Source organism: Burkholderia sp. KL41, assembly GCF_057005415.2.
In genome coordinates, this window is record NZ_CM174446.1 from 1464472 (window position 1) to 1487358 (window position 22887).

Genomic DNA, 22887 nt, shown 5'->3' on the forward strand with positions numbered 1-22887 from the left:
GCTTGACACTTGTTGACGCTGTTCTATTAGATTCCGTGCGATGTTCGAGGCCCGTGAGAGCGGATCGGACGAATCGCGAGTAGACCAAGATCATGAATAAAAACCATTATCGGCTGGTATTCAGCCGCGTGCGCGGTATGTTGGTTGCGGTGGGAGAAACCGCCAATGCATCAGGTAACGCAGGAAGGGGTGAAATCGGTTTCGCCGTTTGTTCGCCGCACGTATTCGCAAGCTTCACGCTTCGTCATGTGGCACTCGCCGTACTGATTGCGGCCGGTGTGATGCCGATATGGGCCAATGCCCAGGTTGTTGCGGGCGGCGCGCACGCCCCGTCCGTGATTCAGACACAGAACGGACTTCAACAGGTGAACATCAACCGCCCCGGCTCGTCGGGTGTGTCGATGAACACGTACAACCAGTTCGACGTGCCCAAACCCGGGATTATTCTCAATAACTCGCCGATCAACGTCCAGACTCAACTGGGCGGCATTATCGGCGGCAACCCCAATTTTCAGGCCGGCGACGCGGCACGTCTGATCGTCAATCAGGTCAACAGCAACAACCCGAGCCTTATTCGCGGCAAAGTCGAGATCGGGGGCGCAGCCGCGCAACTCGTGATCGCGAATCAGGCCGGCTTGGTCGTCGATGGTGGCGGCTTCATCAATACGAGCAGAGCCACGCTGACAACCGGCAATCCGAACTTCGGGCCTGACGGGTCGCTCACCGGTTTCAGCGTCAACCAGGGCTTGATTTCGGTTGTCGGCGCGGGGCTCGACACGGCCAATGTCGATCAGGTGGATTTGTTGGCCCGCGCCGTACAGATCAACGCCAAGGCTTACGCGAAGAACCTGAACGTGGTGGCTGGTTCGAACCAGGTCGACTACGACACGCTGAGCGCCGCGCCGATCGCAGGCAGCGGCGCAGCGCCCACCATCGCGATCGATGTTAGCCAGCTCGGTGGTATGTACGCGAACAGGGTGTTTCTCGTGAGTTCCGAGAATGGAGTCGGTGTTGCGAACGCGGGCGACATCGCGGCACAGGCGGGTGATCTGACGCTGCAGGCAAACGGTCGTCTCGTGCTCTCGGGCCACACCAATGCGGCCGGCAACATGTCGCTGTCGGCCTCGGGTGGCATTCAGAACAGCGGCGTCACGTATGGCAAGCAATCGGTCACGGTCAACACTGGCGCTGCTGATCTGACCAACAGCGGCGCGCTGACCGCCCAACAAAACCTGACCGCTAACGTCGGCAGTCTCAACTCGACGGGCACGCTCGGCGCAGGCATCAACGTCGACAGCACGGTCGGCACGAGCGGCGATCTGAACGTCACGAGCAGCGGCCAGTTGACCGCGACGGGGACCAACAGCGCGGCTGGCAACGCAGCCTTCACCGGTAGCGGTGTCGATCTGTCGAACAGCGCAACGGCCGCCAACGGCAACCTCGCGCTCACGGCGACGGCGGGCGATGTGAACCTGACTGGCTCGACCGCCAGCGCCAAGGGCGCCGTGAGCGCACAGGCGAGTGGCACGGTCACCAATGACCGGGGCAATCTGTCCAGCGGCGCGGGTATGACGCTTGGCGGCGGCAACCTGTCGAATCAGGGCGGCCGTGCCAATTCGCAAGGCCCGCTGGCGGTGCAGATGGCCGGCACCGTGTCGAACCAAAACGGCATGCTGAGTTCCCAAAGCACGGCCGACGTTCGCGGGAGTGCGGTCCAAAACAATGCAGGGCTGATTCAAAGCGCGGGCAAGCAAACGATTGCTGGCGCATCGGTCGACAATTCGGCAGGCCGGCTGATTTCCCTGAACGCAGACGGCCTGTCGGTGACGGCAACCGGCGCACTCACGAACGCGGCCGGCGCGAACGTGAGCGGCGATCCGGGCGGCGTCATCGGCGGCAAGGGCGACGTGACCGTACAGGGGAACACGGTCACGAACAGCGGCTCGATGTCGGCCGACGTGAACCTGCACGTGATCGGCCAGAGCGTCGACAACGGTAATGGCGCGCTGCACGCCGGACAGGCCACCACCGTCGACGCCGGCAATCATTTTTCGAATGCCGGCGGCCGGGTTGAGGGTCAAAGCGCCGTGATGAACGGCGCGACGCTGGACAACTCCCAAGGCACGGTCAATGCGGTGTCGGTCTCGCTGAACGGTTCGACGCTGCTGAACCATGGCGGTACGGTCACGCAGACCGGCACCGGCCCGATGACGGTCGCGATCACCGACACGCTGGACAACTCGAACAACGGTCTGATCCAGTCGCGCAGCACGGACTTGTCGATCACGCCTGCGGCGCTGATCAACGACAACGGCGGTACGATCACACACGTCGGCACGGGCACGCTGACGGTTGGTAACGCTTCAGGCTCCGTCAGCAACAAAGCGGGCTCCATCGCCAGCAACGGCCGAACCGTCCTGCAAGGCAAGACGATCGACAACTCGGCCGGTTCGGCGTCCGGCCAAACGGGCCTGAGCGTCAACGCCGCCGACTCGATTACGAATCTGGGCGGCAAGCTCACGTCGAACGCCAACGTCGACGTGACCGCAGGTGGCGCACTGGTCAACGACGGCGGTGAACTCGGCTCAAAGACGGCAGCGACGACGATTCAAAGCGCCTCGCTCTCGAATCTGAACGGCAAGATCGTCTCCCCCACGCTGACGGCCACTGTCGCCGGCTTGATCGACAATAGCCAGAACGGCGACATCGAAGCCAATCAGCTTGTGTTGACGGCCGCGAACCTGAAAAACCAGGGCGGTCGCATTTCGCAATGGCAGAGCGGTCCGACGACACTTGCTGTTTCTGGCACGCTGGACAATTCGAACGGCGGCGTCATCCAGACCAACAGCACGGACCTGACGCTCGCGCCGGCCACCCTGGACAACTCGAAGGGCACCATCACGCACGGCGGCACCGGCACGCTGACGCTCATGCCCGGCAACGGTGCGGGGGACTTGAGAAATATCGGCGGCACGATCGGCTCCAACGGACAGGCCATCGTGAAGGCCGGCAGTCTGGACAATGGTAGCGGCGTCATCGCTGCGAAACTGGGGCTCGCAGCCACGATCGCCGGGGCGATGAACAACGCTCAGGGGCTGATGCGCTCGAACGCGGCGCTGTCGATCGTCAGCAACGGGGCGCTGTCGAACCAGCAAGGGCACATCGAGGCGGGCACGGCAGGCGATATGAGCACGCTGTCGATTCAGGCCGCGTCGATCGACAACACCGATGGCGCGGTGCACGACTTCGGCACCGGCAAGATGAATGTTCAAGGCGGCAGCCAGATCGTGAACAGTCACGCGGGCGGTGTCGACGGCATGGGGCAGATGACCGGTCAGGGCGACGTGACAATCGGTGCGGCTTCGATCTCGAACACGCAGGGCGGCCAGTTGATGGGCGCGAACCTGCTGATTCAAGGCAATACGCTGGACAACTCCGGAGGACAGATCGGCAACGTCGCGAACGCCACGGGCGACGTGAACGTCGCGATGTCGGGCGCGGTGACGAATACCAACGGGTCGATCACCTCAACGCGTGACCTGTCGGTAGCGGCTTCCACGCTGCTCGGCGGCGGCGCATACAGCGCGGCGCGCGATGCGACGATCAACCTGCAGGGCGACTTCACGGCCACGCCGCAGACACAATTCAACATCGGTCGTGATCTGACGTTCACGTTGCCGGGCACGTTCGCCAACAGCGCGAACCTGCAATCGGTCCACAACCTGACGGTCAACGCCGGCAACATCGTCAACACGGGCGCGATGACGGCCGGCAGCCTGCTCAGTACGCATTCGGGCGACCTGACGAACTATGGCGCAATGGTCGGCGGCAGCGTCGCCATCCAGGCAAGCGGCACGGTGTCGAACCTCGGCCCTGTCGCGCTGATCGGCGCATCGGACACGTCGGGCCTGCTCGAAATTCTCGCGCACGACATCGAGAACCGCGACGACACGACGCTGGGCGATTCGATGCCGACCGCGACGATCTTCGGGCTCGGCAAAGTGGCTTTGGCGGGGGGCAAGGATTCGAGCGGCAACTATACGAACGCGGCGTTGATCAACAATTCGTCGGCGGCGATCCAATCGGGCGGTTCGATGGAACTGCACGCCGACGAGGTCACGAATACGCGGCGCGTGATGCAGACCTCGGGCGATACGACCCAGGTCGATCCGGCACTGCTGCAACAGCTCGGCATCAGCATGTCGGGGTGCGCCGCTTACTACATCGCGGCCTGTAGTGGTCAGGACGTGCACTGGATCAACCTGTTCCACGATCCGAATTACCCCGATTACGATCCCGCGCCCATCATCGCCGCGCTCAAATTGCAGCCGGGCGGAGTCTTCACGGTACCGCCGAACGGTGGTCAGTGGAACAGCGGTTATCAGTACACGACTTATGAGGGCAAGGCGGTCGCCAACACCGTGACGAAACTGAGCCCAGGCGCGCAGATCGCGTCGGGCGGCGATCTGGACGCGTCGACGGTCAAGACATTCCAGAACTACTGGAGCAGCGTGACGGCGGTCGGCAACATCAAGCAGCCCGCGAGTCTCGATATGGACGGCTGGGGCGCGACGGGCCAGCAAGCGCCGGGCGTGACGGTCACGTATTCCGGCTACTACCACTACAACAACTACGACAACTCGGAACACAACTGGACCTTGCCGTTCGGCGACAAGCCGTTCGTCGGCGGGCCGGGTGGCTATACGCAAGCCGCGCCGGCCGATGTGAAGCAATACAGCTTGCCCGACTATCGCTCGACGTGGGGCGTAAACGGCACGATCTCGGGCAACGGCGTGAGCGTGAACAACACGGCGGCCAATGCGACCATTCCGTCGCTGGGGCTGTTGCCCGGTCAGGCCGTGCCGGGGCTGACGATCGGCACGGTCAGCGGCAACGCGAGCGGTACACAATCGGGAGCCGCCGCGATCAAGGGCGGTACGCCTACCTGGATCGACCCGGTGATCGCGAGCGCGACGGCCGTGAACGTGCTGAATAACCTGACGATTCCGCAAGGCGGCCTGTACCGGCCGAATCCTGCCCCGAACCCGACGTACCTGATCGAGACGAACCCCGCGTTCACTCGGATGAACAATTTCCTGTCGAGCGACTATTACCTGAACCAGATCGGCGTGAATCCGCTGACGACCGAAAAGCGCCTTGGTGACGGGTTCTACGAGCAGCAGCTCGTACGCAACCAAGTCACGCAACTGACGGGTAAGGCGGTATTGGGGCCGTACACGGACCTTCAGGGCATGTATCAGTCGCTGATGCTCGCGGGCGCTGAATTGTCGAAGTCGCTGAACTTGCCGCTCGGCATGAGCCTGTCGGCGCAGCAGGTGGCCGCGCTCACGAGCAACGTGATCATCATGCAGACGGAGACGGTCGGCGGCCAGCAGGTATTGGTACCGGTCGTGTATCTGGCGAAGGCGGATCAGCAGAACACGAACGGCCCGCTGATCACGGCCGGCAATATCGATTTGAAGAACACGCAGGTCTTCACGAACAGCGGGACCGTGAAGGCGGACAAGACGCTCGCGCTTCAGGGCAAGCAGATCGACAACGCGTTCGGTGCGCTGCAAAGCGGCGGCTTGATGTCGCTCGACACGACAGGCAACGTGGATCTCACCTCGGCCAATGTAAAGGCCGGTAGCCTCGACCTGAACGCGGGCAACAAGCTGATTCTGGATACCGCGACGCAGACGACGCACCAGGTCAGCCGCGACGGCGCGACGAGCGACAAGACGACGCTCGGGCCGGCTGCGAACCTGAACGTGGCTGGCGACGCGTCGATCAAGACCGGCGGCGACTTCCAGCAGAACGCGGGCAACCTGAACGTCGGCGGGAACCTGAACGCCAACATCGGCGGGAACTGGAATCTTGGCGTGCAGCAGACCGGCGAGCACAAGGTCGTGCAGCGCGCGAACGGGGTGTCGGATACGGACCTCAACAGCGCGACCGGCAGCACCGTGAACGTCGGCGGCAAGTCGGCCATCGGTGTGGGCGGTGACTTGACGGCGCAAGGTGCGCAGCTCGACTTCGGCCTGGGCGGCACGGTCGCGGCCAAGGGTAACGTGACCTTCGGTGCGGCGAGCACCACGTCGACCATCAACGCTAACAGCTCGGGCGACCAAGGGAATCGCAGCTATGCGGAAACCCGGCATGGGTCGGACCAGACGCTGACGGGCACGACCGTCAAGGGCGGCGATACGCTGAATGTGGGGTCGGGCAAGGACATCAATGTCATCGGCAGCACGATCGACCTGAAGAAAGGCGATGCGAACCTGCTGGCGGCCGGCGATGTGAATGTCGGGGCCGCGACCGAAACGCACGTGTACAACTCACGCGAGACGCATAGCCGTAGCGGCGTCGTGAGCGGCACGAAAATCGCCAGCAGTCAGGACGCGACCAGCACCGTCGCGAACGGCAGCCTGATTTCGGCGGACGGCGTGTCGATCGGCAGCGGTAAGGACATCAACGTCCAGGGTAGTACGGTCGTCGGTACGCACGATGTGGCGCTGAACGCGGCGCACGACGTGAACATAACGACGTCGCAGGACACCAGCCAATCGTCGACCACCTATCAGGAACAGCACTCGGGCCTGATGTCGGGCGGTGGTCTGTCGTTCTCGGTCGGCAACAGCAAGCTCGCGCAACAGAATCAATCGTCCAGCGTGACGAACAACGCCAGCACGGTCGGCTCGGTCGACGGCAATCTGACCGTCAATGCGGGCAATACGCTGCACGTGAAAGGCAGCGATCTGGTCGCGGGCAAGGACGTGACCGGGACGGCCGCAAACATCGTGATCGATTCGGCCACCGATACCACGCATCAGGCACAACAACAGCAGACCAGCAAGAGCGGGCTGACTGTCGGCCTGTCGGGCTCGGTGGGTGACGCAATCAACAACGCGATCAGCGAGACGCAGGCCGCGCGCGAATCGGCGAAGGACAGCAACGGGCGCGCGTCGGCGTTGCATGGCATCGCGGCGGCCGGGAACGTGGCATTCGGCGGCATGGGTGCCGCAAAGCTGCTGGATGGCGCGAAGGGATCGCAGGCCCCAAGCATTGGTGTGCAGGTCAGCGTTGGTTCGAGCCATAGTTCCATGCAGTCGTCGGAAGACCAGACGATTCAGCGGGGCTCAAGCATCAACGCGGGCGGGAACGCCAAGCTGGTGGCGACGGGCAACGGCACGCCGAAGGACGGCAACATCACGATCGCAGGCTCGAACGTGAACGCGGCCAACGTGGCGCTGGTCGCGAACAATCAGGTCAATCTCGTCAACACGACCGATACCGACAAGACGCAAAGCTCGAACTCGTCGTCGGGGTCGAGCGTCGGTGTGTCGATCGGCACGAACGGCATCGGTGTGTCCGCGTCGATGCAGCGCGCGCACGGCGACGGCAATTCGGACGCGGCGATCCAGAACAACACGCACATCAACGCCAGCCAGACCGCGACCATCGTGAGCGGCGGCGACACGAACGTGATCGGCGCGAACGTGAACGCGAACAAGGTCCTGGCCGACGTGGGCGGCAACTTGAACGTCGCGAGCGTCCAGGATACGACCGTGAGCGCCGCGCATCAGTCGAGCGCGGGCGGCGGCGTCACGATCAGTCAGGCTGGCGGCGTCGGCGGGAGTTTCAGTGCGCAAAACGGCCACGCGGACGGTAACTATGCGGGCGTGAACGAACAGGCAGGTATCCAGGCCGGTTCGGGCGGGTTCGACGTGACCGTGAAGGGCAATACCGATCTGAAGGGCGCGTATATCGGCAGCACGGCCGATCCGTCGAAGAACAGTCTGACGACTGGCACGCTCACGACGAGCGACATCGAGAACCACTCGCACTACAGCGCGAACAGCGCGGGCTTTAGCGCGGGTGCATCGGTCGGGCCGAGCAACAAGGCAGTGGGTCCGTCGTCGGTGTCGGGCGCGGGCGGCGTCACGCCGATGGTGTTCCAGAACGACAGCGGCGATCAGAGCGCGACGACGAAGAGCGCGGTGAGCGCCGGCACGATCAACATCACGAAGCCGGGCGAGCAGACGCAGGACGTCGCGAACCTGAACCGCGATGCGACGAACCTGAACGGGACCGTTTCGAAGACGCCCGACGTTCAGAAAACGCTGTCGCAGCAAGCCGACACGATGAACGCCGCGCAGGCGGCCGGACAGACGATTTCGCAGGGGATCGGCCTGTACGCCGATGGCAAGCGAAAGGATGCGATCGATGCGGCCAAGGCCGCCTACGAGCGAGGCGACCTTGTTGCGATGCAGTCTTACATCGACCAGGCGAAGAGCTGGGATGAGGGCGGGGCGTCGCGCGCGGGCTTGCAAGCAACTGGCGGTGCGCTGATCGGCGGGCTCGGCGGCGGCAGCGCGCTCACGGCGATCGGCGGCGCAGCGGGAGCCGGCACGTCGTCACTGTTGGCGAACCAGGCCGAGAAGATCAGCAAATCGGTGGGCGACACGACCGGCTCGTCGCTGGTCGGCAATATTGCTGCGAACGTCGTGGCAACGGTCGGCGGCGCACTGGTCGGCGGCAGCGCAGGAGCCGCCGCCGCATCGAACGTCGATCTTTACAATGCCAAGGAAGACAAGAACCGAGGCGAGGATCAGAAGGAAATCGCTGATCTGCAGAAGCAACTGCAGAAAGAGAAAGCGATGGTCGGTCAAGTCAATCTGACCCAACGGCAAGAGGATGGGCTGACTGTTGTGCCGTTCACGTCTGTGGCGGGTGCATTGGCCGGCGGCAAGGCTACGGGAGGCGCGAAGGCTACAGCGCTACTGCCGGCTGCTAAGCCCGGCGTCGTAGTTGCAAATGCAATGAACCCCACCGAGATATCGCAAGCAAATGACATTGTTGCAATGCAGGGGGGTAAATTTGTCGGTGCGCCAACCAACAACTATCCAGGTATTGATGGCTGGATAGATGGAGTTCCTGCAAGTCTGAAGAGTGTGACCGGGAATGGAATGAATGCTGTTCAGAGAAATATCGTGACCGGAGCGAATCAAATGAGCAAGGCCGGGGAAGTTGGAAATATCTATGTGGACGCCACAAGAGCTGGCGTCAACGTTCAAGATGTAACCAAATGGGCTCAGCCAGGCACCCCAATTTCCAATGTCTTGAATGAAGGGGCGGTCAACAATATTGTTATCAAGACCCTTAACGGTTGGGTTAGTTTGACAAAATCTACGATCGCCACTCCGCCCGGAGGACGCAAATGAAGAGTTCTTTGATAGATATGAAAGAGCGTCTCACTGATGACCAATTGGTGAGGTGCGTCGAAGATTATTTTTGGGAGCTTGGGCGGTCACGCCCAATCATTACGCCGAGGAATTACGGAGACTCCAGCACAGCCCTATACGCACAGGGGCAGCGAGAAGGCGAATGGTGTTGGATCAACGTAATCGAATGGCCGCCGGGGCAACGAATGGTTAATGACTGTCCCTACGCATGCTCGATCGAGAGTCGAGGGGATGCATTGTTTTCGGCCATTGTTGTTTCTGCAATCGCGTTGGTGACAGGCGGGAAAATTTACGACGATGCGGGATATCTGTGTTCCGGGCATGAATTCTCTCCTGATGAATTCAAGGAAAAATTGCTGGCTGAAGTTGGTCGGAAATATTCCTGAACAGAAGTGACCAATCTTAAAAGGGGAATTGTGAGGAGGTTTGCGTTTTGGTCACTTTTCGTCGTCATTCCGTTCGCCGCACGGGCACAACAGGCCCCCACTCCGAACGACCAGGCCGCAGCCGGGCGTGCGCTTGGACGTGCCTCGCCCGGAAGCCTATCCGGTATTGGCGACCGAAACACCGTGCTTTCGAATTGATCATTTCGCACTCGACGTGCCCGACTCGTTACCGGCCGCGTCAAAGGCGCAAGGCGCGTCAGCCTTGCCGATGGATCGCTTCACCTTTGCGCGCGATTGGCTTGCGCACTACGCCGGCCAATGCGTCGGTAAGCAAGGCGTCGAACGCGAACAAGGTCGTGGCCGATGTGGGCGGTAACCTGAACGTCGCGAGCGCTCAGGAGGCGACCGTGAGCGCTGCGCATCAGTCGAGCGCGGGCGGCGGCTTCACGATCAGCCAGACCGGTGGCGGGGCCAGCTTCAGTGCGCAGAACGGCCACGCGGACGGCAACTATGCGGGCGTGAACGAGCAGGCCGGTATCCAGGCGGACGCAGGCGGGTTCGATGTGACCGTGAAGGGCAACACAGACCTGAAGGGCGCGTATATCGGCAGCACGGCCGATCCGTCGAAAAACACCCTGACGACCAGCACGTTGACGACGAGCGACATCGAAAACCACTCGCACTACAGCGCGAACAGCGCGGGTTTCAGTGCCGGTGCATCGGTCGGGGTGAGCACCAAGGCAGTCGGACCGTCGTCGGTGTCGGGCGCGGGCGGCGTCACGCCGATGGTGTTCCAGAACGACAGCGGCGATCAGAGCGCGACGACGAAGAGCGCGGTGAGCGCCGGCACGATCTACATCACGAAGCCGGGCGAGCAGACGCAGGACGTCGCGAACCTGAATCGCGATGCGACGAACCTGAACGGGACCGTTTCGAAGACGCCCGATGTGCAAAAGACGTTGTCGCAGCAGGCCGATACGATGAACGCGGCGCAGGCGGCCGGACAGACGATTTCGCAGGGGATCGGGTTGTACGCTGACGGCAAGCGCAAGGATGCGATCGACGCGGCCAAGGCCGCTTACGAGCGCGGCGACCTTGTTGCGATGCAGTCGTACATTGACCAGGCGAAGAGCTGGGACGAGGGCGGGGCGTCGCGTGCGGAATTGCAGATGGGCGGTGGTGCGCTTATCGGCGGGCTCGGCGGCGGCAGTGCGCTCACGGCAATCGGCGGCGCAGCGGGGGCCGGCATGTCGTCGCTGCTGGCTGGGCAGGCAGAGAGGATCAGCAAGTCGGTCGGCGATTCGACCGGTTCGTCGCTGGCCGGCAATATTGCTGCGAACGTCGCGGCGACAGTCGGTGGTGCACTGGTGGGCGGCAGTGCGGGCGCGGCGATGGCCTCGAACGTCGAGCTCTACAATGCAGGCAACGACCCCCAAAAAACGGACGACCGAGCGACAATCGCGGGACTGCAGGGGCTGCTCAATCGGACTGCTGCGATGGCGTCGGATGCCAAGGCCGGTGTCTGGAACGGAATGGTCAACGTCGCGGGCGTGATCGTCAATATTCCGAACGGCGGGCCATTCGCGTCGCCTGGTGATCCGGGATACGTTTCCCTCGACGGGTTGAAGAAACCGTATAAGTCGGGAACGTCGATCGGCCCCGACACGGAGTTCTGGACACCTGTCTTGGCGACGCTGGGTCTCGCCGGCAAAGGCGGTACGGCTGGTGCAGTTGATGCGGCTGTCGGTGCGGCCGACGCTCAAACTGGAACGCGCGTTCTTGGTACTGCAGATAGACTACTGCCGGATGCTGACTTCGCCGGTCGTGGTACGGTCCGCTCTGACTTGGCCGATCACTTAGTTAATCCATTGCCGTCGGGCAAGCAACTCTCGGGCGGGCACGACGCAGTAAATTTTGAATCAGCTCTCCAAGATGCAGGTGGTGCGGTGATTTCTAAAAATCAGACTGGCCCGGGAATCTACGAGGTTCAGTATCAGCTTCCGGGTGCCAAAAAACCAGCTACGAAGACGATTTACGATCCCGCTGTATACCCGGATATGCCGAATATGGCTAGTGAGGCGGCAAATAAGGCTTTGGTACAGTATCAACTAACGGGAAGTACGAGCCAAAAAGTGGTTGTGAACGGGATTGAGTTCGCGGTGCCTATCAAAGTGACATCGGGTTCGCCTCCGTCGGTTCCTACCGCATATCCGATAGGAGGTGTGAAATGAAGTGGGGTCATGCGCATGAAGTTGAAGGACCAGAGCAACTACTATATTGGGTTCTTACATGGGTGGTCGCACAGTCAGTGCCACTGGATCGTTGGCTCACTCTGATATTGCAGCCTAATGGGGGATTGGGGGGCGATCCTGGATGGGAAATAGACCATATCCCAGACGCAGATCACCCTGGGGGGTACAAGGTGTGGGCTGATCCCGATGTGAGTGGAATTGAGCCATCTGAAAGTATCTTTGACGCCCATGCGTTTCGAAATGCATTGAAGGTGACATTGCTGGCCTTTGGGGATGAATTCTCTGAAAGAGAGGAAGAGGTTCGCGATGTTATTGCGAGATTTGATTTGTGAATTTAAATTTGTTGATTTCACTTCTGATCAAATGAGGTCGAAATGGCGGGATCGATAACTATTTCTAAAGACGTTCGCGTTCAGGTGAGTACGAGTCAATTGGATTATTTTGTCAGTCGAATCGGTGATCAATTTCACCCGTCCGACATGTGGATTAAGGATGAGGTTTACCTTCCTATGGAAGAGGGGGGTGAGCTTTATCTCAACGGAATCGTTGAACTCTAGCGGGCTGTCAATTTTTATGGCGACTGTGATGCGGGCTAGAGCCGCTTCTCAGGCTGAGGAATCATTTCCTCTATACGAGAATGTATGGGATCAATTGATTGAGAAGTTGCGGCAGGATGCGCGGCTCGAAGTTTCGGGGAATTGACTTAAACCTCAGTCATGGTGAGGCGCTGATGCGGATTGATGATCAGTGTTGTATCGATAACGGAGATGTTTGTTGTCTATTCCCGTCAATTCAAAACATAATTAAATGAAAACGACCAGACGGCTGGCGGTTTTACCAATCACTACTCTGATCACGCTTGCTGCGCAAGCACAACAGGCGCCGTCTCCCAGTGACCAGGCCGCCGCTGCCCGCGCGAACGCCGAGCAGAATCAGCAAGCTCAGCAGCGCCGTGATGCGCTGCAGCGAGAAGCCACCGTGCAAGCGCCGGGCGTGCGCTCGGACGTGCCGCGCCCGGAAGCCTATCCGGTATTGCCGACCGAAACACCGTGCTTTCGAATCGATCATTTCGCGCTCGACGTGCCCGACTCTCTACCGGCCGCATCAAAGGCGCAAGGCGCGTCAGCCTTGCCGATGGATCGCTTCGCCTTTGCGCGCGACTGGCTTGCGCACTACGCCGGCCAATGCGTAGGTAAGCAAGGCGTCGACCTGATCGTAAAGGGACTATCGCAAGCCATCCTCGCACGCGGCTACATCACGACCCGTGTACTCGTGCCTGAGCAGGATTTGTCCACCGGCACATTGAAGCTTGCCCTGATTCCGGGCGTGATTCGCCACGTGCGCTTCGAGGACGATAAGTTGCGCGGCACGTGGAAGACCGCATTCCCGACTCGCGACGGCGACGTGTTGAACCTGCGCGACATCGAACAAGGGCTTGAGCAGATGAAGCGCGTTTCAAGCCAGGATGTGTCGATGCGGATCGCACCGGGCGACATGCCTGGCGAAAGTGATGTCGTGCTCGACGTGAAGCGCGGCAAACCATGGACCGTTGTCGCATCTATCGACAACTCGGGCACGCGCGCAACAGGCAAACTGCAAGGCAACGTATCGCTTGGCATCGACAATCCGCTGGGCCTGAACGACATTTTCAACGTCGGTTTCAACCAGGACCTAGAATTCGGCGACAAGCGCTTCGGTTCGCACGGCTGGAATGCGTTTTACTCGATTCCTTGGGGATACTGGACCGGTACCCTGTCGGCCTATACCAGCACTTATTTTCAGCCGCTCGCCGCAGTAAACCAGACGTTTGTTGCCAGCGGCAACATGAAGACGGTCGACTTCTGGCTTAATCGCGTGTTGATGCGCAACCGAAACGATGTGTTCGGCGCGCAGGTTCGCCTCACGCGCCGTTTCGGCGACAGCTACATCGAAGGTACGACGATTCCGTCATCGCACCAGAATGCAACCTTTCTCGAATTCGGGCTGAACGACCGGCACTATTTCGGCTCGTCGCAGTTCGACGGCTCGCTTGCTTATCGTCAGGGCTTGGGCTGGCTCGGCTCGACCGACAGCATGTTCGCGGCGGAGGGGGGGCAGACTTACAGATTCAAGATGGTCGTGCTCGATGCGAATCTGTCGACACCGTTCGTCATCGGTGCGCAGCCGTTCAAATATGTGACGACCTTGCATGGTCAGTACACCGGCAACACGGTTTCATACCTCGATAGCATCACGATCGGCAGTCGTTATACCGTGCGGGGATTCGACGGTGAAACGCTACTGGCGGGATCGCGCGGGTTCTACTGGCGCAACGAATTGCAGGTTCCCATCGCGCAGACCGGGCTGTCGGCCTATGCTGGTCTCGACTACGGTCGGGTCTGGGGCCCAGAGCCGGTTGCCTTGGTTGGCACGCAACTCGCCGGTGCAGTGATTGGCGTCAAGGGCAGTGTCACGACTCGGTTCGGCGGATACGGCTACGATCTCTTCGCGGGTACGCCCGTCTACAAGCCGTCGGGTTTTCCGACTGCTCGAGTGACGCTCGGTTTTCAGGTGACTGCTCAATTCTGAAGACAATGAGACAAGGTACTTCTCCGACACGTACACGTCGCAAGCCCGATGTTGCATATGCCCGTCTGGTCGAGGTTGCCGCCGAACGGGGGCTTACGCTTCTGACGCTCGATGGGCCAGCCTGCGGTCGCAGGACGTTATCCTGACGCCGTCGGGACTGATGCGGCTGTACGGCGAGCCCGCGTTCATTCGGTCTGGCAACGGCGCCGAATTTACCGCTGCCAAGGTTATGCGCTGGCTGCGAGATGCTGCCAGCGGTCCGGCCTTCATCGCACCGGGCAGTCCGTGGCAAAACGGGTTCGTCGAGAGACTCGCCGCCTGACTGGCTACAAAATTCCGCCGCAGGTCACTGCCGACGAAACCGAGATGTGTCACCACGGATCCGACGCGGTAGCCGGGATATCCGAATCGCGCCTATTCCAGCGCACGGGCAATCGCAGCCCGAGCGAGTGCCGCATCTTGCTCGGGCGTACCGCCGGACACGCCGAGTGCGCCGATCAGCTGGCCATCGCCATCCACGAGAGGCACTCCTCCCCCCATCAGCAACAGCCCGCCTGCATGGATGTGATCGAAGTGTGGAACTGGCTGGCCCGCTTGCCACGGAACATTGAGCGCTTCGCTCGGCGCCCGGAACATCACCGACGCCCGGGCCTTCGCTATCGACAGTTCATTCGACGCAAGCCATGCCCCGTCCATCCGCGAGAAAGTGACCAGGTGCGCACCCGCATCCAGAATTGCAAACACGGCATTGAGTCCCGCGTCCTGGGCTGCGGCACGCCCCTGGGCCACGATCCGATCCGCGCGCTCCAACGTGAGCTCAGGCATTTTGCGTCCACTCCGTCTCTTGCCACTGCTTCGCGGCGTCAATCGTCGCTAACGGGCGCATGGTTCGATACAAATGCGTATCGGCCGGAATGATCTCGACCATGGCGTCGATCATCTCCTTGGGGTCCGCCTGGTTCATCAGGCTGTCGCCGAAATCCGGCATCGGCACAACGGCGGAATCGGCGTCGTACCACTGCACGTAGCTCTCGGCGCCAGTGTCGTTGAATCCGGTACCGAAAACGCCTGGATTCACGGTCGCGACTTTGACGCCAAAGGGTTCGAGTTCCGCTTTCATCGACCCGGCGATGGCCTCGATCGCATGCTTGGTCGCGCAGTAGGCACCAACAAACGGGACAACCAGAATGCCCCCCATCGACGAGGTCCATACGACTTTTCCGGACCTGCGTGCCACCATCTTCGGCACGATCGCCTGTACCAGTTGAAGATGGCCGAAGACGTTGATTTCGAAGGACTCCCGAACGCGCTGCATCGGGATGTCGACGATCGATCCGCCTTCCATGACGCCGGCGTTCAGCACCAGGACATCGGGATCGAACGAGCCTGCGTGAGCGATGTCGATCGCGTCGAGCAGATTCAGCTTGATCACCTCGAGCACCACACCGGCCTCGGCTGCGTCCGCACGCAGGCTGCGAACCTGCGGCCACGTCTCGGCCGTCGCCACGACATGGTGGCCAAGGCGCGCAAGTTCAATTGCCGCACCACGACCAAAACCTGAACTGGCACCCGTGATCAATATCTTTCGAGACATCTTGCGCTCCTTGACTGAAATGGTTGCACCCAGTGTAGGGAGCCCCTAGTATCAAAACAAGATCACCAATGCTTGATGACACGATGAGAGTTGCTCACCAATCAAGGAACGTCGATTTTTTCTCTTTCACCGTGTTCCTGGCCGTTGCAACACGACGAAGCTTTCGCGCAGCAGCGACCGAACTCGAGATCACGCCGTCAGCGGTCAGTCATTCGGTAAAAGCGCTCGAGCGCCGTCTGGGCGTCCGGCTCCTGAATCGAACGACTCGCAGCACCTCGCTCACCGAGGCCGGCGAGCGTCTGGCAGCCAAACTCCGGCCGGCGGTTTCGATCATTGACGAAGCGATGCGCGAAGTCGACGATCTACGCGTGGCTCCCAGCGGAACCGTGCGCATCAATGCAAGCGAAGGCGCAATCCGCCTCATCCTGCGTCCCATCCTGGCAAGCTTCCTGAAGTCGTATCCGGACGTGCATCTCGACGTCGTGAGCGACGGCCGCCTCGGTGACATCGTTGCAGCGGGATTCGACGCGGGCATCCGACTGGCCGAGGCCGTGCCGCAGGACATGGTGGCCGTTCCGCTCATGGGCAACGTTCGTTTCGCAGCAGTCGCGTCGCCCGCGTATTTCGCTGAACATGGACGTCCCATTACGCCGCACGATCTTTATCGACACGACTGTATTCGCTTTCGCTTCGAGAGCGGGGCGATCTACCAGTGGGAATTCGAGCGACGCGGCGTCAGCGAGACCATCGATGTTTCGGGTCCGCTTACTCTGACGGACCAACCGCTGATGGTCGACGCTGCCGTGGATGGCATCGGCATCGCCTTTGTCCCCGACCACCTCGTCATCGAAGCCTTGCGTGACCGGCGGCTCGAACGCGTTCTTGACGACTGGTGTCCGCCTTTTCCGGGGCTGTGTCTTTACTATCCGGGTCATCGCCATGTTTCGCAGGCTCTGCGCGCCCTGATTGCCTTTATCAAGGGCGAGCAGGTGCGCAGTTGAGTTTTTGCATGGCAAGGCCGGCTTCGTATTCGCGGCAGTCGCACGATACCGCCGGTCAACTGTGAAGCTTCAACAGGTTGTATCGATGGTTCGTCCGGACCGAGTCCGGGAGACTGGAAGTCGCCAAACGCAGTCACACGTTCGAGTCGTGTAGGGCGGGCCAGTCTCGGCACTTGCAGACCTTCACCAGTCCGCCCGCGGTACCCACCCCCCGTCACTCCACCGTAACCGATTTCGCCAGATTCCTCGGCTTGTCGATATCCGCGCCGCGCAAACACGCCGCGTGATACGCGAGCAGCTGCAGCGGCACGACGTGCAGGATCGGCGACAACAACCCGTAATAATCCGGCATCCGCAGCACCGACACGCCTTCGCTGTTGTCGATCCGCGTATCGGCGTCGGCGAACACGTAAAGCTGCCCGCCGCGCGCCCGCACTTCCTGCATGTTCGACTTCAGCTTCTCGAGCAGCGCATCGTTCGGCGCGATCGTCGCGACAGGCATCGTGTGCGTCACGAGCGCGAGCGGCCCGTGCTTGAGCTCACCCGCGGGATACGCCTCCGCATGGATGTACGAAATCTCCTTCAGCTTCAACGCACCTTCGAGCGCGATCGGGTAGTGAAGCCCGCGCCCGAGGAACAGCGCATTCTCGTGCTGCGAGAATTCCGCCGCCCAGCGCTCGATCTGCGGCTCGAGCCCAAGCACGTCCTCGAGCGCGCCGGGCAGCCGCCGCAATTGCATCGTGTAGCGCGCGAGCTGCGCATCGTCGACGTAGCCGCGCAGCCGCCCGAGCGTGACGGCGAGAATGAACAGCGCGACGAGCTGCGTCGTGAACGCCTTGGTCGACGCGACGCCGATTTCCGGGCCGGCCCGCGTCAGGAAGCGCAGTCCTGCCTGCCGCATCATCGCGCTGGTCGGCACGTTGCAGATCGCCAGCGTATCGATATGGCCGAGCGCCTGCGCATACTTCAGCGCGGCGAGCGTGTCGGCGGTCTCGCCGGATTGCGACACGCTTACCACCAGCGTATTCGGCATCGCGAGCGCGTCGCTGTAACGGTATTCACTCGCGATCTCGACCTGGGCCGGCAAGCGCGCGATCGTTTCGAGCCAGCGGCGCGCGGTCAGGCCGGAGTAGTGGCTCGTGCCGCACGCGAGAATCAGCACGTTGTCGATCTGCTCGAATGCGCGCGCGGCGTCGGGGCCGAATACGGCCGGATCGAACAGCCCCGCATCCGGGATGGTCGCGGCCACGGCCTGCGGCTGCTCGAATATCTCCTTCTGCATGAAATGCCGGTACGGCCCGAGTTCGACCGCGGCCTGCGCGGACGAAATGGTCTGTACCGCGCGCTCGACCGGTGCGCCGCCGCGATCGAGTATGCGCACGCCGCCCGGCGTCAACTCGACGATGTCGCCTTCCTCGAGAAAGATGAAGCGGTCGGTGATGCCGGCGAGCGCGAGCGCATCGGATGCAAGAAAGCATTCGCCATCCGTCACGCCGACGACGAGCGGCGAGCCGACCCGTGCGCCGATCAGCCGCTGCGGCTCGTGCTTGCTGAACACGGCGATCGCGTACGCACCGTGAAGTTGTGACGTTGCCGCGCGCACGGCGGCGAGCAGGTCGCCGCGATACTTGCTGTGGATCAGGTGCGCGACGACCTCGGTGTCGGTCTGGCCGTCGAATTCGTAGTGCGCGTCGGAAAGTTGCTTGCGCAACGTTTCATGGTTCTCGATGATGCCGTTATGCACGAGCGCGATTTCGTCGCGCGAGAAGATCGGATGCGCGTTGCAGGTGGCCGGCGCGCCGTGCGTCGCCCAGCGCGTGTGCGCGATGCCGGTGCTGCCGGTCAGGCCGGCGGTGCGCACGTGCGCGTCGAGATCGGCGACGCGCGACACGCTGCGCTCGCGGCGCGCCTGGCCGTCGACGACCGTCGCCACGCCGCATGAATCGTAGCCGCGATATTCGAGGCGACGCAAACCTTCAATCAGAATCGGGACGATGTCCCGTTGCGCGACTGCGCCGACGATGCCACACATGACACGTCTCCTTCCCGTTTAGCCATCATGGACCGCACGCGCCGTTGCGTCAGCGCGATGCGGTTGCCGTTGCCGCCGCCGTCGTGAGCCCGCATCGAGCGGGTATGACGGGATCGGCCATCCGGCTTTCGAATGCCAGATAAAGCGACTCCTCCAGTACGTTCCAGTGCGCGCCGTGCCGGTATGGCCCCGATCGCGCTTGCCAGCAGGCAACCGTGCTCCAATCGTTCATCTTGACCGCGACCAGCGCGATCAGGCTCCACGGGTAGTCGGTGTTGGCAAGTTGCGGCCAGCTCTTGCCGTACTTCCGAATCCACCGTGCATAGATCGCCTCGCCGGATTGTTCGGGAACCTGAATACCGGACAGGAGCGGGAGGATCTGCGCGATCTTCGCCGGGTAAAAACTCGCATCGCTGACCTGCTGCGTGCTGGCGCGAAAACCGGATGCCGTGCCGCGCCAGAACACCTTCAGGATCGCGGAGGCAAGCTGGTCGGCGCGCAGGCTCCACGGGCCCGCATGCGTGTAGTCGGCGCGCCGGACGTAGTACGCCTCGAGTGCCTGGAACGCGCTGTGTACCTCGACGTTGTCCATCAGCAGCGCGACGTGCAGCGAGGACGAGATCTGATACACGCCGGAGGGCTTGTCGAGCAGCGTCTCCAGATGCATGGCGGCGCGGTTCAGGCTGAGTTCCCACGCAGCGGGCAAGCCGCCGGGCGGCGCGAAGCGGGCAAGCAATTCGATCCAGGTCGCCATCATCGCGTCGTCGGTTTCCGCTTCGGCGCATGAGCGGTAGCGGCCGTCTTTCACGCAGTAGCGATCGAAGCCGCCATCCGGGCGCTGGCGCGGCAGCAACCATGCGATCCACGCGAGTGCGGCCTGACGGGCGTCGAGTTGCGCGTCGGACGCGGCGAGCAGCGCTTTTGCCGCGAAATACGGATCGATGCCGACGCCGTTCAGGCGCACGGTGATCGCACCGTCGGTGCGCTGGTACAGCCCTTCGAGCCGGAGTTCGGCGGCGCTCGCGTGCAGTGCGAAGCCGCACGCGGCGAGACAGCAGGCGACGTGCCACAGGCGGCACAGCGCGATGGTGGCCGCGACGTGCGAGCGTGCGGTCGGGGAAAGCGCGGGCCGTTTCATGTCCTGGGCTCCTGCGCGGGGTCCTGTGCAATCGTCGCCGGGCGCGGCGTTGGCCGCGTCGCGCCCGGCAAGCGTGTCGACGTTGCGGCTCGGTTCACGGTAATGCGGGTGAACCCGAGGCTCGTACCGGGATGTGCGTCCACGAGGCAGTTCCCTGCATCGGAGCCTGAACCTGGCTCGCGGATCGCGAATTGCAACGGGACACGTCGGCACGTGCGGTGCGCGGGAGCGCTGGTTTTTCGCTCCCGGCGGACGCGCCGCGTTTCCTCCCGGCTTCGTTGCTTCGGCGTCCCCGTTCGTCCGCTGTCTGGCGCGTGCTTCGAGGTCCACCTGACTGTCATTAAGCAAGGCGTGAGCCATCTGCCGCGATGCCGCGCGCAGCAAGGGGCAGGGACGAAGGCCGGGGGCGTGGCGCGGACGGTGGCGGCGGATTTTGATTCATCGAAGAATCAGCCTGCGTGCAGGCCGATTGCCCGCGCGCGACCAGGATTGCAGCCCGCACATTCGATGCGTCCAGCGAATTGTCTGTCGAACGTGTGCTGCGCCGGCAGCGTGACTTTGCGCGGTGATGCGCGCTGTGTCGTTCGTTGTGTGCGCATCGGCCGGGGTGCCCGTGCGATTCATGCAGCTGCATGCGCTGCATGGACCGCGTGTCGATGTATCTGCCCCGTTCCGGACCAGCGTTACACATTCGCAACATTTCGCATGCATCGATTCGTGCGACGTGAAGGACGTTGCATGCCGGGTAAATCCCTCGTGCGGGAGCGCGGCCGAGCGGCCGATGGTGCCGTCCGCTGCACAGACAAAAGTGGCGGATCGAGTAAACGCAACGCGCTTCGACAGATCCGTGAGATCCGATACGAAACGAATGCGCGACACGCGTCCTCGATTCGTCGGACGACGCCGTTGAAGGGGTCATGAAACTGCCCGGATTTTTGCCTGTATCGCGCTTGACGGTCGACGCGGCACACGTAGCAGTTGTGAAACATTTCATCGTGCGCCGCGTGTGCGCGGTGCATGCGGTGCGAACCGGACACGGCCCGAGTGCGACTGGTTTGAATATTGCTGTAGTGGAGGGGACGTGACGAACGGACGTGACGCCTGGCCAAGCGAGGAACGACTCATGACGTGACTGATCAAGTGCAACGAGACGCCGGTAGTACGACGATTCGCGTGGCGCAGACCACGTGGACAGGGCGGCGCGCTCGCTTCGCGACACAGCAGCGTGTCGATCGCGTGCGAGTACGGAAGGTGCCGTCTGATTACATGCTTCGCGCCGCGAGCAGGGTCATTCAGCGCGATATGGGTCTACGAGGATAACGATGAAAAAGATTTTGCTTGTGTTCGGGACTCGGCCGGAGGCCATCAAGATGGCACCGCTGGTGCGTGCATTAAAAGCACAGGCGGGTGTCGACGCCAGGGTATGCGTGACCGCACAGCACCGCGAAATGCTCGATCAGGTGCTGACGCTGTTCGACATCAAGCCCGACTACGATCTCAACGTGATGCGGCAAAGCCAGACGCTGACCGACGTGACGACCGGCATTCTGCAGGCAATCGGCGTCGTCTTCGACGAGTTGCGCCCGGACGTCGTGCTGGTGCACGGCGATACGACGACCACGCTCGCGGTCAGTCTGGCGGCGTTCTACCGTTATTTGCCGGTCGGGCATGTGGAGGCTGGCCTGCGTAGCGGCGACATCTGGTCGCCGTGGCCGGAGGAGTTGAACCGCCGCGTGACCGACGCCGTATCGTCGTGGCATTTCGCGCCGACCGGGCAGGCACGCGACAACCTGCTCAGCGAGGGCGTGCCGGGCGGGGCGGTCGTGCTGACCGGCAATACCGTGATCGATGCGCTGCACGAGGTCAAGCGCATGCTCGACTGCACGACGGCGCTGACGGAGAAGGTCGCCGGACAGTTTCCGTTTCTCGAGCCGTCGCGGCGCGTGGTGCTGATCACGGGCCATCGCCGTGAAAGTTTCGGCGAGCCGTTCCAGAATTTCTGCGATGCGCTGTGCACGCTCGCGAAGCGTTACCCCGACGCCCAGTTCGTCTATCCGCTGCACATGAATCCGAACGTGCGGGAGCCGGCGCGCGCCCGGCTCGGTAACATGCCGAACATCTATCTGATCGAGCCGCAGGAATATCTGTCGTTCGTATTCCTGATGTCGCGCGCGCATTTCATCATCACCGATTCGGGCGGCATTCAGGAAGAAGGGCCCGCGCTGGGCAAGCCGGTGCTCGTCACGCGCGAGACGACGGAGCGGCCCGAGGCGATCCAGGCCGGTACCGCGCGGCTCGTCGGTACCGATCAGGAGCGGATCGTGTGGGAAGCCTCGCGGCTGTTCGACAGCGAGAGCGCTTACGGGGAAATGGCGCGCGCGAGCAATCCGTACGGCGACGGTCATGCGAGCGAGCGGATCGTTCATGCGCTGATGCGTAATCCGGGGGTACCCTCGAAGGTGACGAGCTTTTCGATGGGGACGGCGGAAATGCCGTTCAACGCGCTCACGCTGGGGTTGCAGGCGTTGAGGTCGCGGTGAGCATCGCGGCGCGCTAGCGTCCGAACCGCTCGTTGCAATCGCGGGATGATCCGGTCCGGCCGGGAGGCCGGCCGGACGTTTGCGTTTGCGCGATCGATCATTTCCGGTTTCTCGGCCCGCTGATTGCACAG

At 62.2% G+C, this 22887-nt stretch carries 10 protein-coding genes and 4 pseudogenes; 10 read left to right on the forward strand and 4 right to left on the reverse strand.

The genetic code is table 11. From position 1 onward, the window contains the following. Nucleotides 1-92: 92 nt before the first annotated feature. The 8 genes and pseudogenes from cdiA-2 to PQB87_RS07020 all read left to right on the forward strand — a co-directional run. A complete protein-coding gene (cdiA-2, locus tag PQB87_RS06985; RefSeq protein WP_489242730.1) occupies nt 93-9224 on the forward strand; it encodes a tRNA nuclease effector CdiA-2 in 9132 nt (3043 codons plus the stop codon). Next, complete coding sequence (locus PQB87_RS06990; protein WP_133295619.1) at nt 9221-9631, forward strand: hypothetical protein; 411 nt, start codon at nt 9221-9223, stop codon at nt 9629-9631. The genes cdiA-2 and PQB87_RS06990 overlap by 4 nt, the downstream gene beginning before the upstream one ends. Nucleotides 9632-9697: 66 nt before the next feature. Then, a pseudogene (locus PQB87_RS06995) lies at nt 9698-9974 on the forward strand (ShlB/FhaC/HecB family hemolysin secretion/activation protein); the annotation flags it as partial. Beyond that, nucleotides 9973-11122 (forward strand): annotated as a pseudogene (locus PQB87_RS07000) (cell surface protein); the annotation flags it as partial. The pseudogenes PQB87_RS06995 and PQB87_RS07000, both read left to right, overlap by 2 nt. A 736-nt stretch (nt 11123-11858) precedes the next feature. Next, the gene (locus PQB87_RS07005; protein ID WP_133295620.1) at nt 11859-12215 is read left to right on the forward strand and encodes a hypothetical protein; all 357 of its coding nucleotides are present in this window, start codon (nt 11859-11861) and stop codon (nt 12213-12215) included. A gap of 42 nt (nt 12216-12257) precedes the next feature. Next, a pseudogene (locus PQB87_RS07010) lies at nt 12258-12585 on the forward strand (hypothetical protein). A 105-nt stretch (nt 12586-12690) separates the two neighbouring features. Beyond that, nucleotides 12691-14451, forward strand: a complete 1761-nt coding sequence (locus tag PQB87_RS07015; protein WP_489242731.1) for a ShlB/FhaC/HecB family hemolysin secretion/activation protein — start codon at nt 12691-12693, stop codon at nt 14449-14451. Between the two features lie 115 nt (nt 14452-14566). Continuing rightward, nucleotides 14567-14758: pseudogene (locus PQB87_RS07020) on the forward strand (IS3-like element ISBcen23 family transposase); the annotation flags it as partial. A gap of 107 nt (nt 14759-14865) precedes the next feature. Here the strand turns inward: PQB87_RS07020 and PQB87_RS07025 are convergent. Together PQB87_RS07025 and PQB87_RS07030 are read right to left on the reverse strand one after the other, a co-directional pair. Beyond that, complete coding sequence (locus tag PQB87_RS07025; RefSeq protein WP_059682113.1) at nt 14866-15276, reverse strand: GlcG/HbpS family heme-binding protein; 411 nt, start codon at nt 15274-15276, stop codon at nt 14866-14868. Further along, nucleotides 15269-16045, reverse strand: coding sequence for an SDR family oxidoreductase (locus PQB87_RS07030; RefSeq protein ID WP_059682116.1), 777 nt, complete (start codon nt 16043-16045; stop codon nt 15269-15271). The genes PQB87_RS07025 and PQB87_RS07030 overlap by 8 nt, the downstream gene beginning before the upstream one ends. Before the next feature lie 68 nt (nt 16046-16113). Between PQB87_RS07030 and PQB87_RS07035 the strand changes: the two genes are divergently transcribed. Next, nucleotides 16114-17046 (forward strand): LysR family transcriptional regulator, encoded by a 933-nt coding sequence (locus PQB87_RS07035; protein ID WP_059590014.1) that lies wholly within the window; start codon nt 16114-16116, stop codon nt 17044-17046. 214 nt (nt 17047-17260) lie between these two features. On the opposite strand, the gene glmS is transcribed toward PQB87_RS07035, so the two are convergent. Together glmS and PQB87_RS07045 are read right to left on the reverse strand one after the other, a co-directional pair. Further along, entirely contained in the window at nt 17261-19078 is a 1818-nt protein-coding gene (gene glmS / locus PQB87_RS07040; RefSeq protein ID WP_059682118.1) for a glutamine--fructose-6-phosphate transaminase (isomerizing), read from the reverse strand. 49 nt (nt 19079-19127) lie between these two features. Then, on the reverse strand, nt 19128-20216 hold the full coding sequence (locus PQB87_RS07045) for a hypothetical protein (RefSeq protein WP_249452337.1): 1089 nt from the start codon (nt 20214-20216) through the stop codon (nt 19128-19130). Nucleotides 20217-21538: 1322 nt separating this feature from the next. Here PQB87_RS07045 and wecB point away from each other — a divergent pair. Further along, a complete protein-coding gene (gene wecB, locus PQB87_RS07050) occupies nt 21539-22756 on the forward strand; it encodes a non-hydrolyzing UDP-N-acetylglucosamine 2-epimerase (protein WP_059682121.1) in 1218 nt (405 codons plus the stop codon). Nucleotides 22757-22887 lie beyond the last annotated feature (131 nt).

What these genes read in the sequence shown, in the direction of transcription:
- cdiA-2 (WP_489242730.1), top strand. Translation starts at nt 93, where the DNA reads ATGAATAAAAACCATTATCGGCTGGTATTCAGCCGCGTGCGCGGTATG.
- PQB87_RS06990 (WP_133295619.1), top strand. Translation starts at nt 9,221, where the DNA reads ATGAAGAGTTCTTTGATAGATATGAAAGAGCGTCTCACTGATGACCAA.
- PQB87_RS07005 (WP_133295620.1), top strand. Translation starts at nt 11,859, where the DNA reads ATGAAGTGGGGTCATGCGCATGAAGTTGAAGGACCAGAGCAACTACTA.
- PQB87_RS07015 (WP_489242731.1), top strand. Translation starts at nt 12,691, where the DNA reads ATGAAAACGACCAGACGGCTGGCGGTTTTACCAATCACTACTCTGATC.
- PQB87_RS07025 (WP_059682113.1), bottom strand. Translation starts at nt 15,276, where the DNA reads ATGCCTGAGCTCACGTTGGAGCGCGCGGATCGGATCGTGGCCCAGGGG.
- PQB87_RS07030 (WP_059682116.1), bottom strand. Translation starts at nt 16,045, where the DNA reads ATGTCTCGAAAGATATTGATCACGGGTGCCAGTTCAGGTTTTGGTCGT.
- PQB87_RS07035 (WP_059590014.1), top strand. Translation starts at nt 16,114, where the DNA reads ATGCTTGATGACACGATGAGAGTTGCTCACCAATCAAGGAACGTCGAT.
- glmS (WP_059682118.1), bottom strand. Translation starts at nt 19,078, where the DNA reads ATGTGTGGCATCGTCGGCGCAGTCGCGCAACGGGACATCGTCCCGATT.
- PQB87_RS07045 (WP_249452337.1), bottom strand. Translation starts at nt 20,216, where the DNA reads ATGAAACGGCCCGCGCTTTCCCCGACCGCACGCTCGCACGTCGCGGCC.
- wecB (WP_059682121.1), top strand. Translation starts at nt 21,539, where the DNA reads ATGAAAAAGATTTTGCTTGTGTTCGGGACTCGGCCGGAGGCCATCAAG.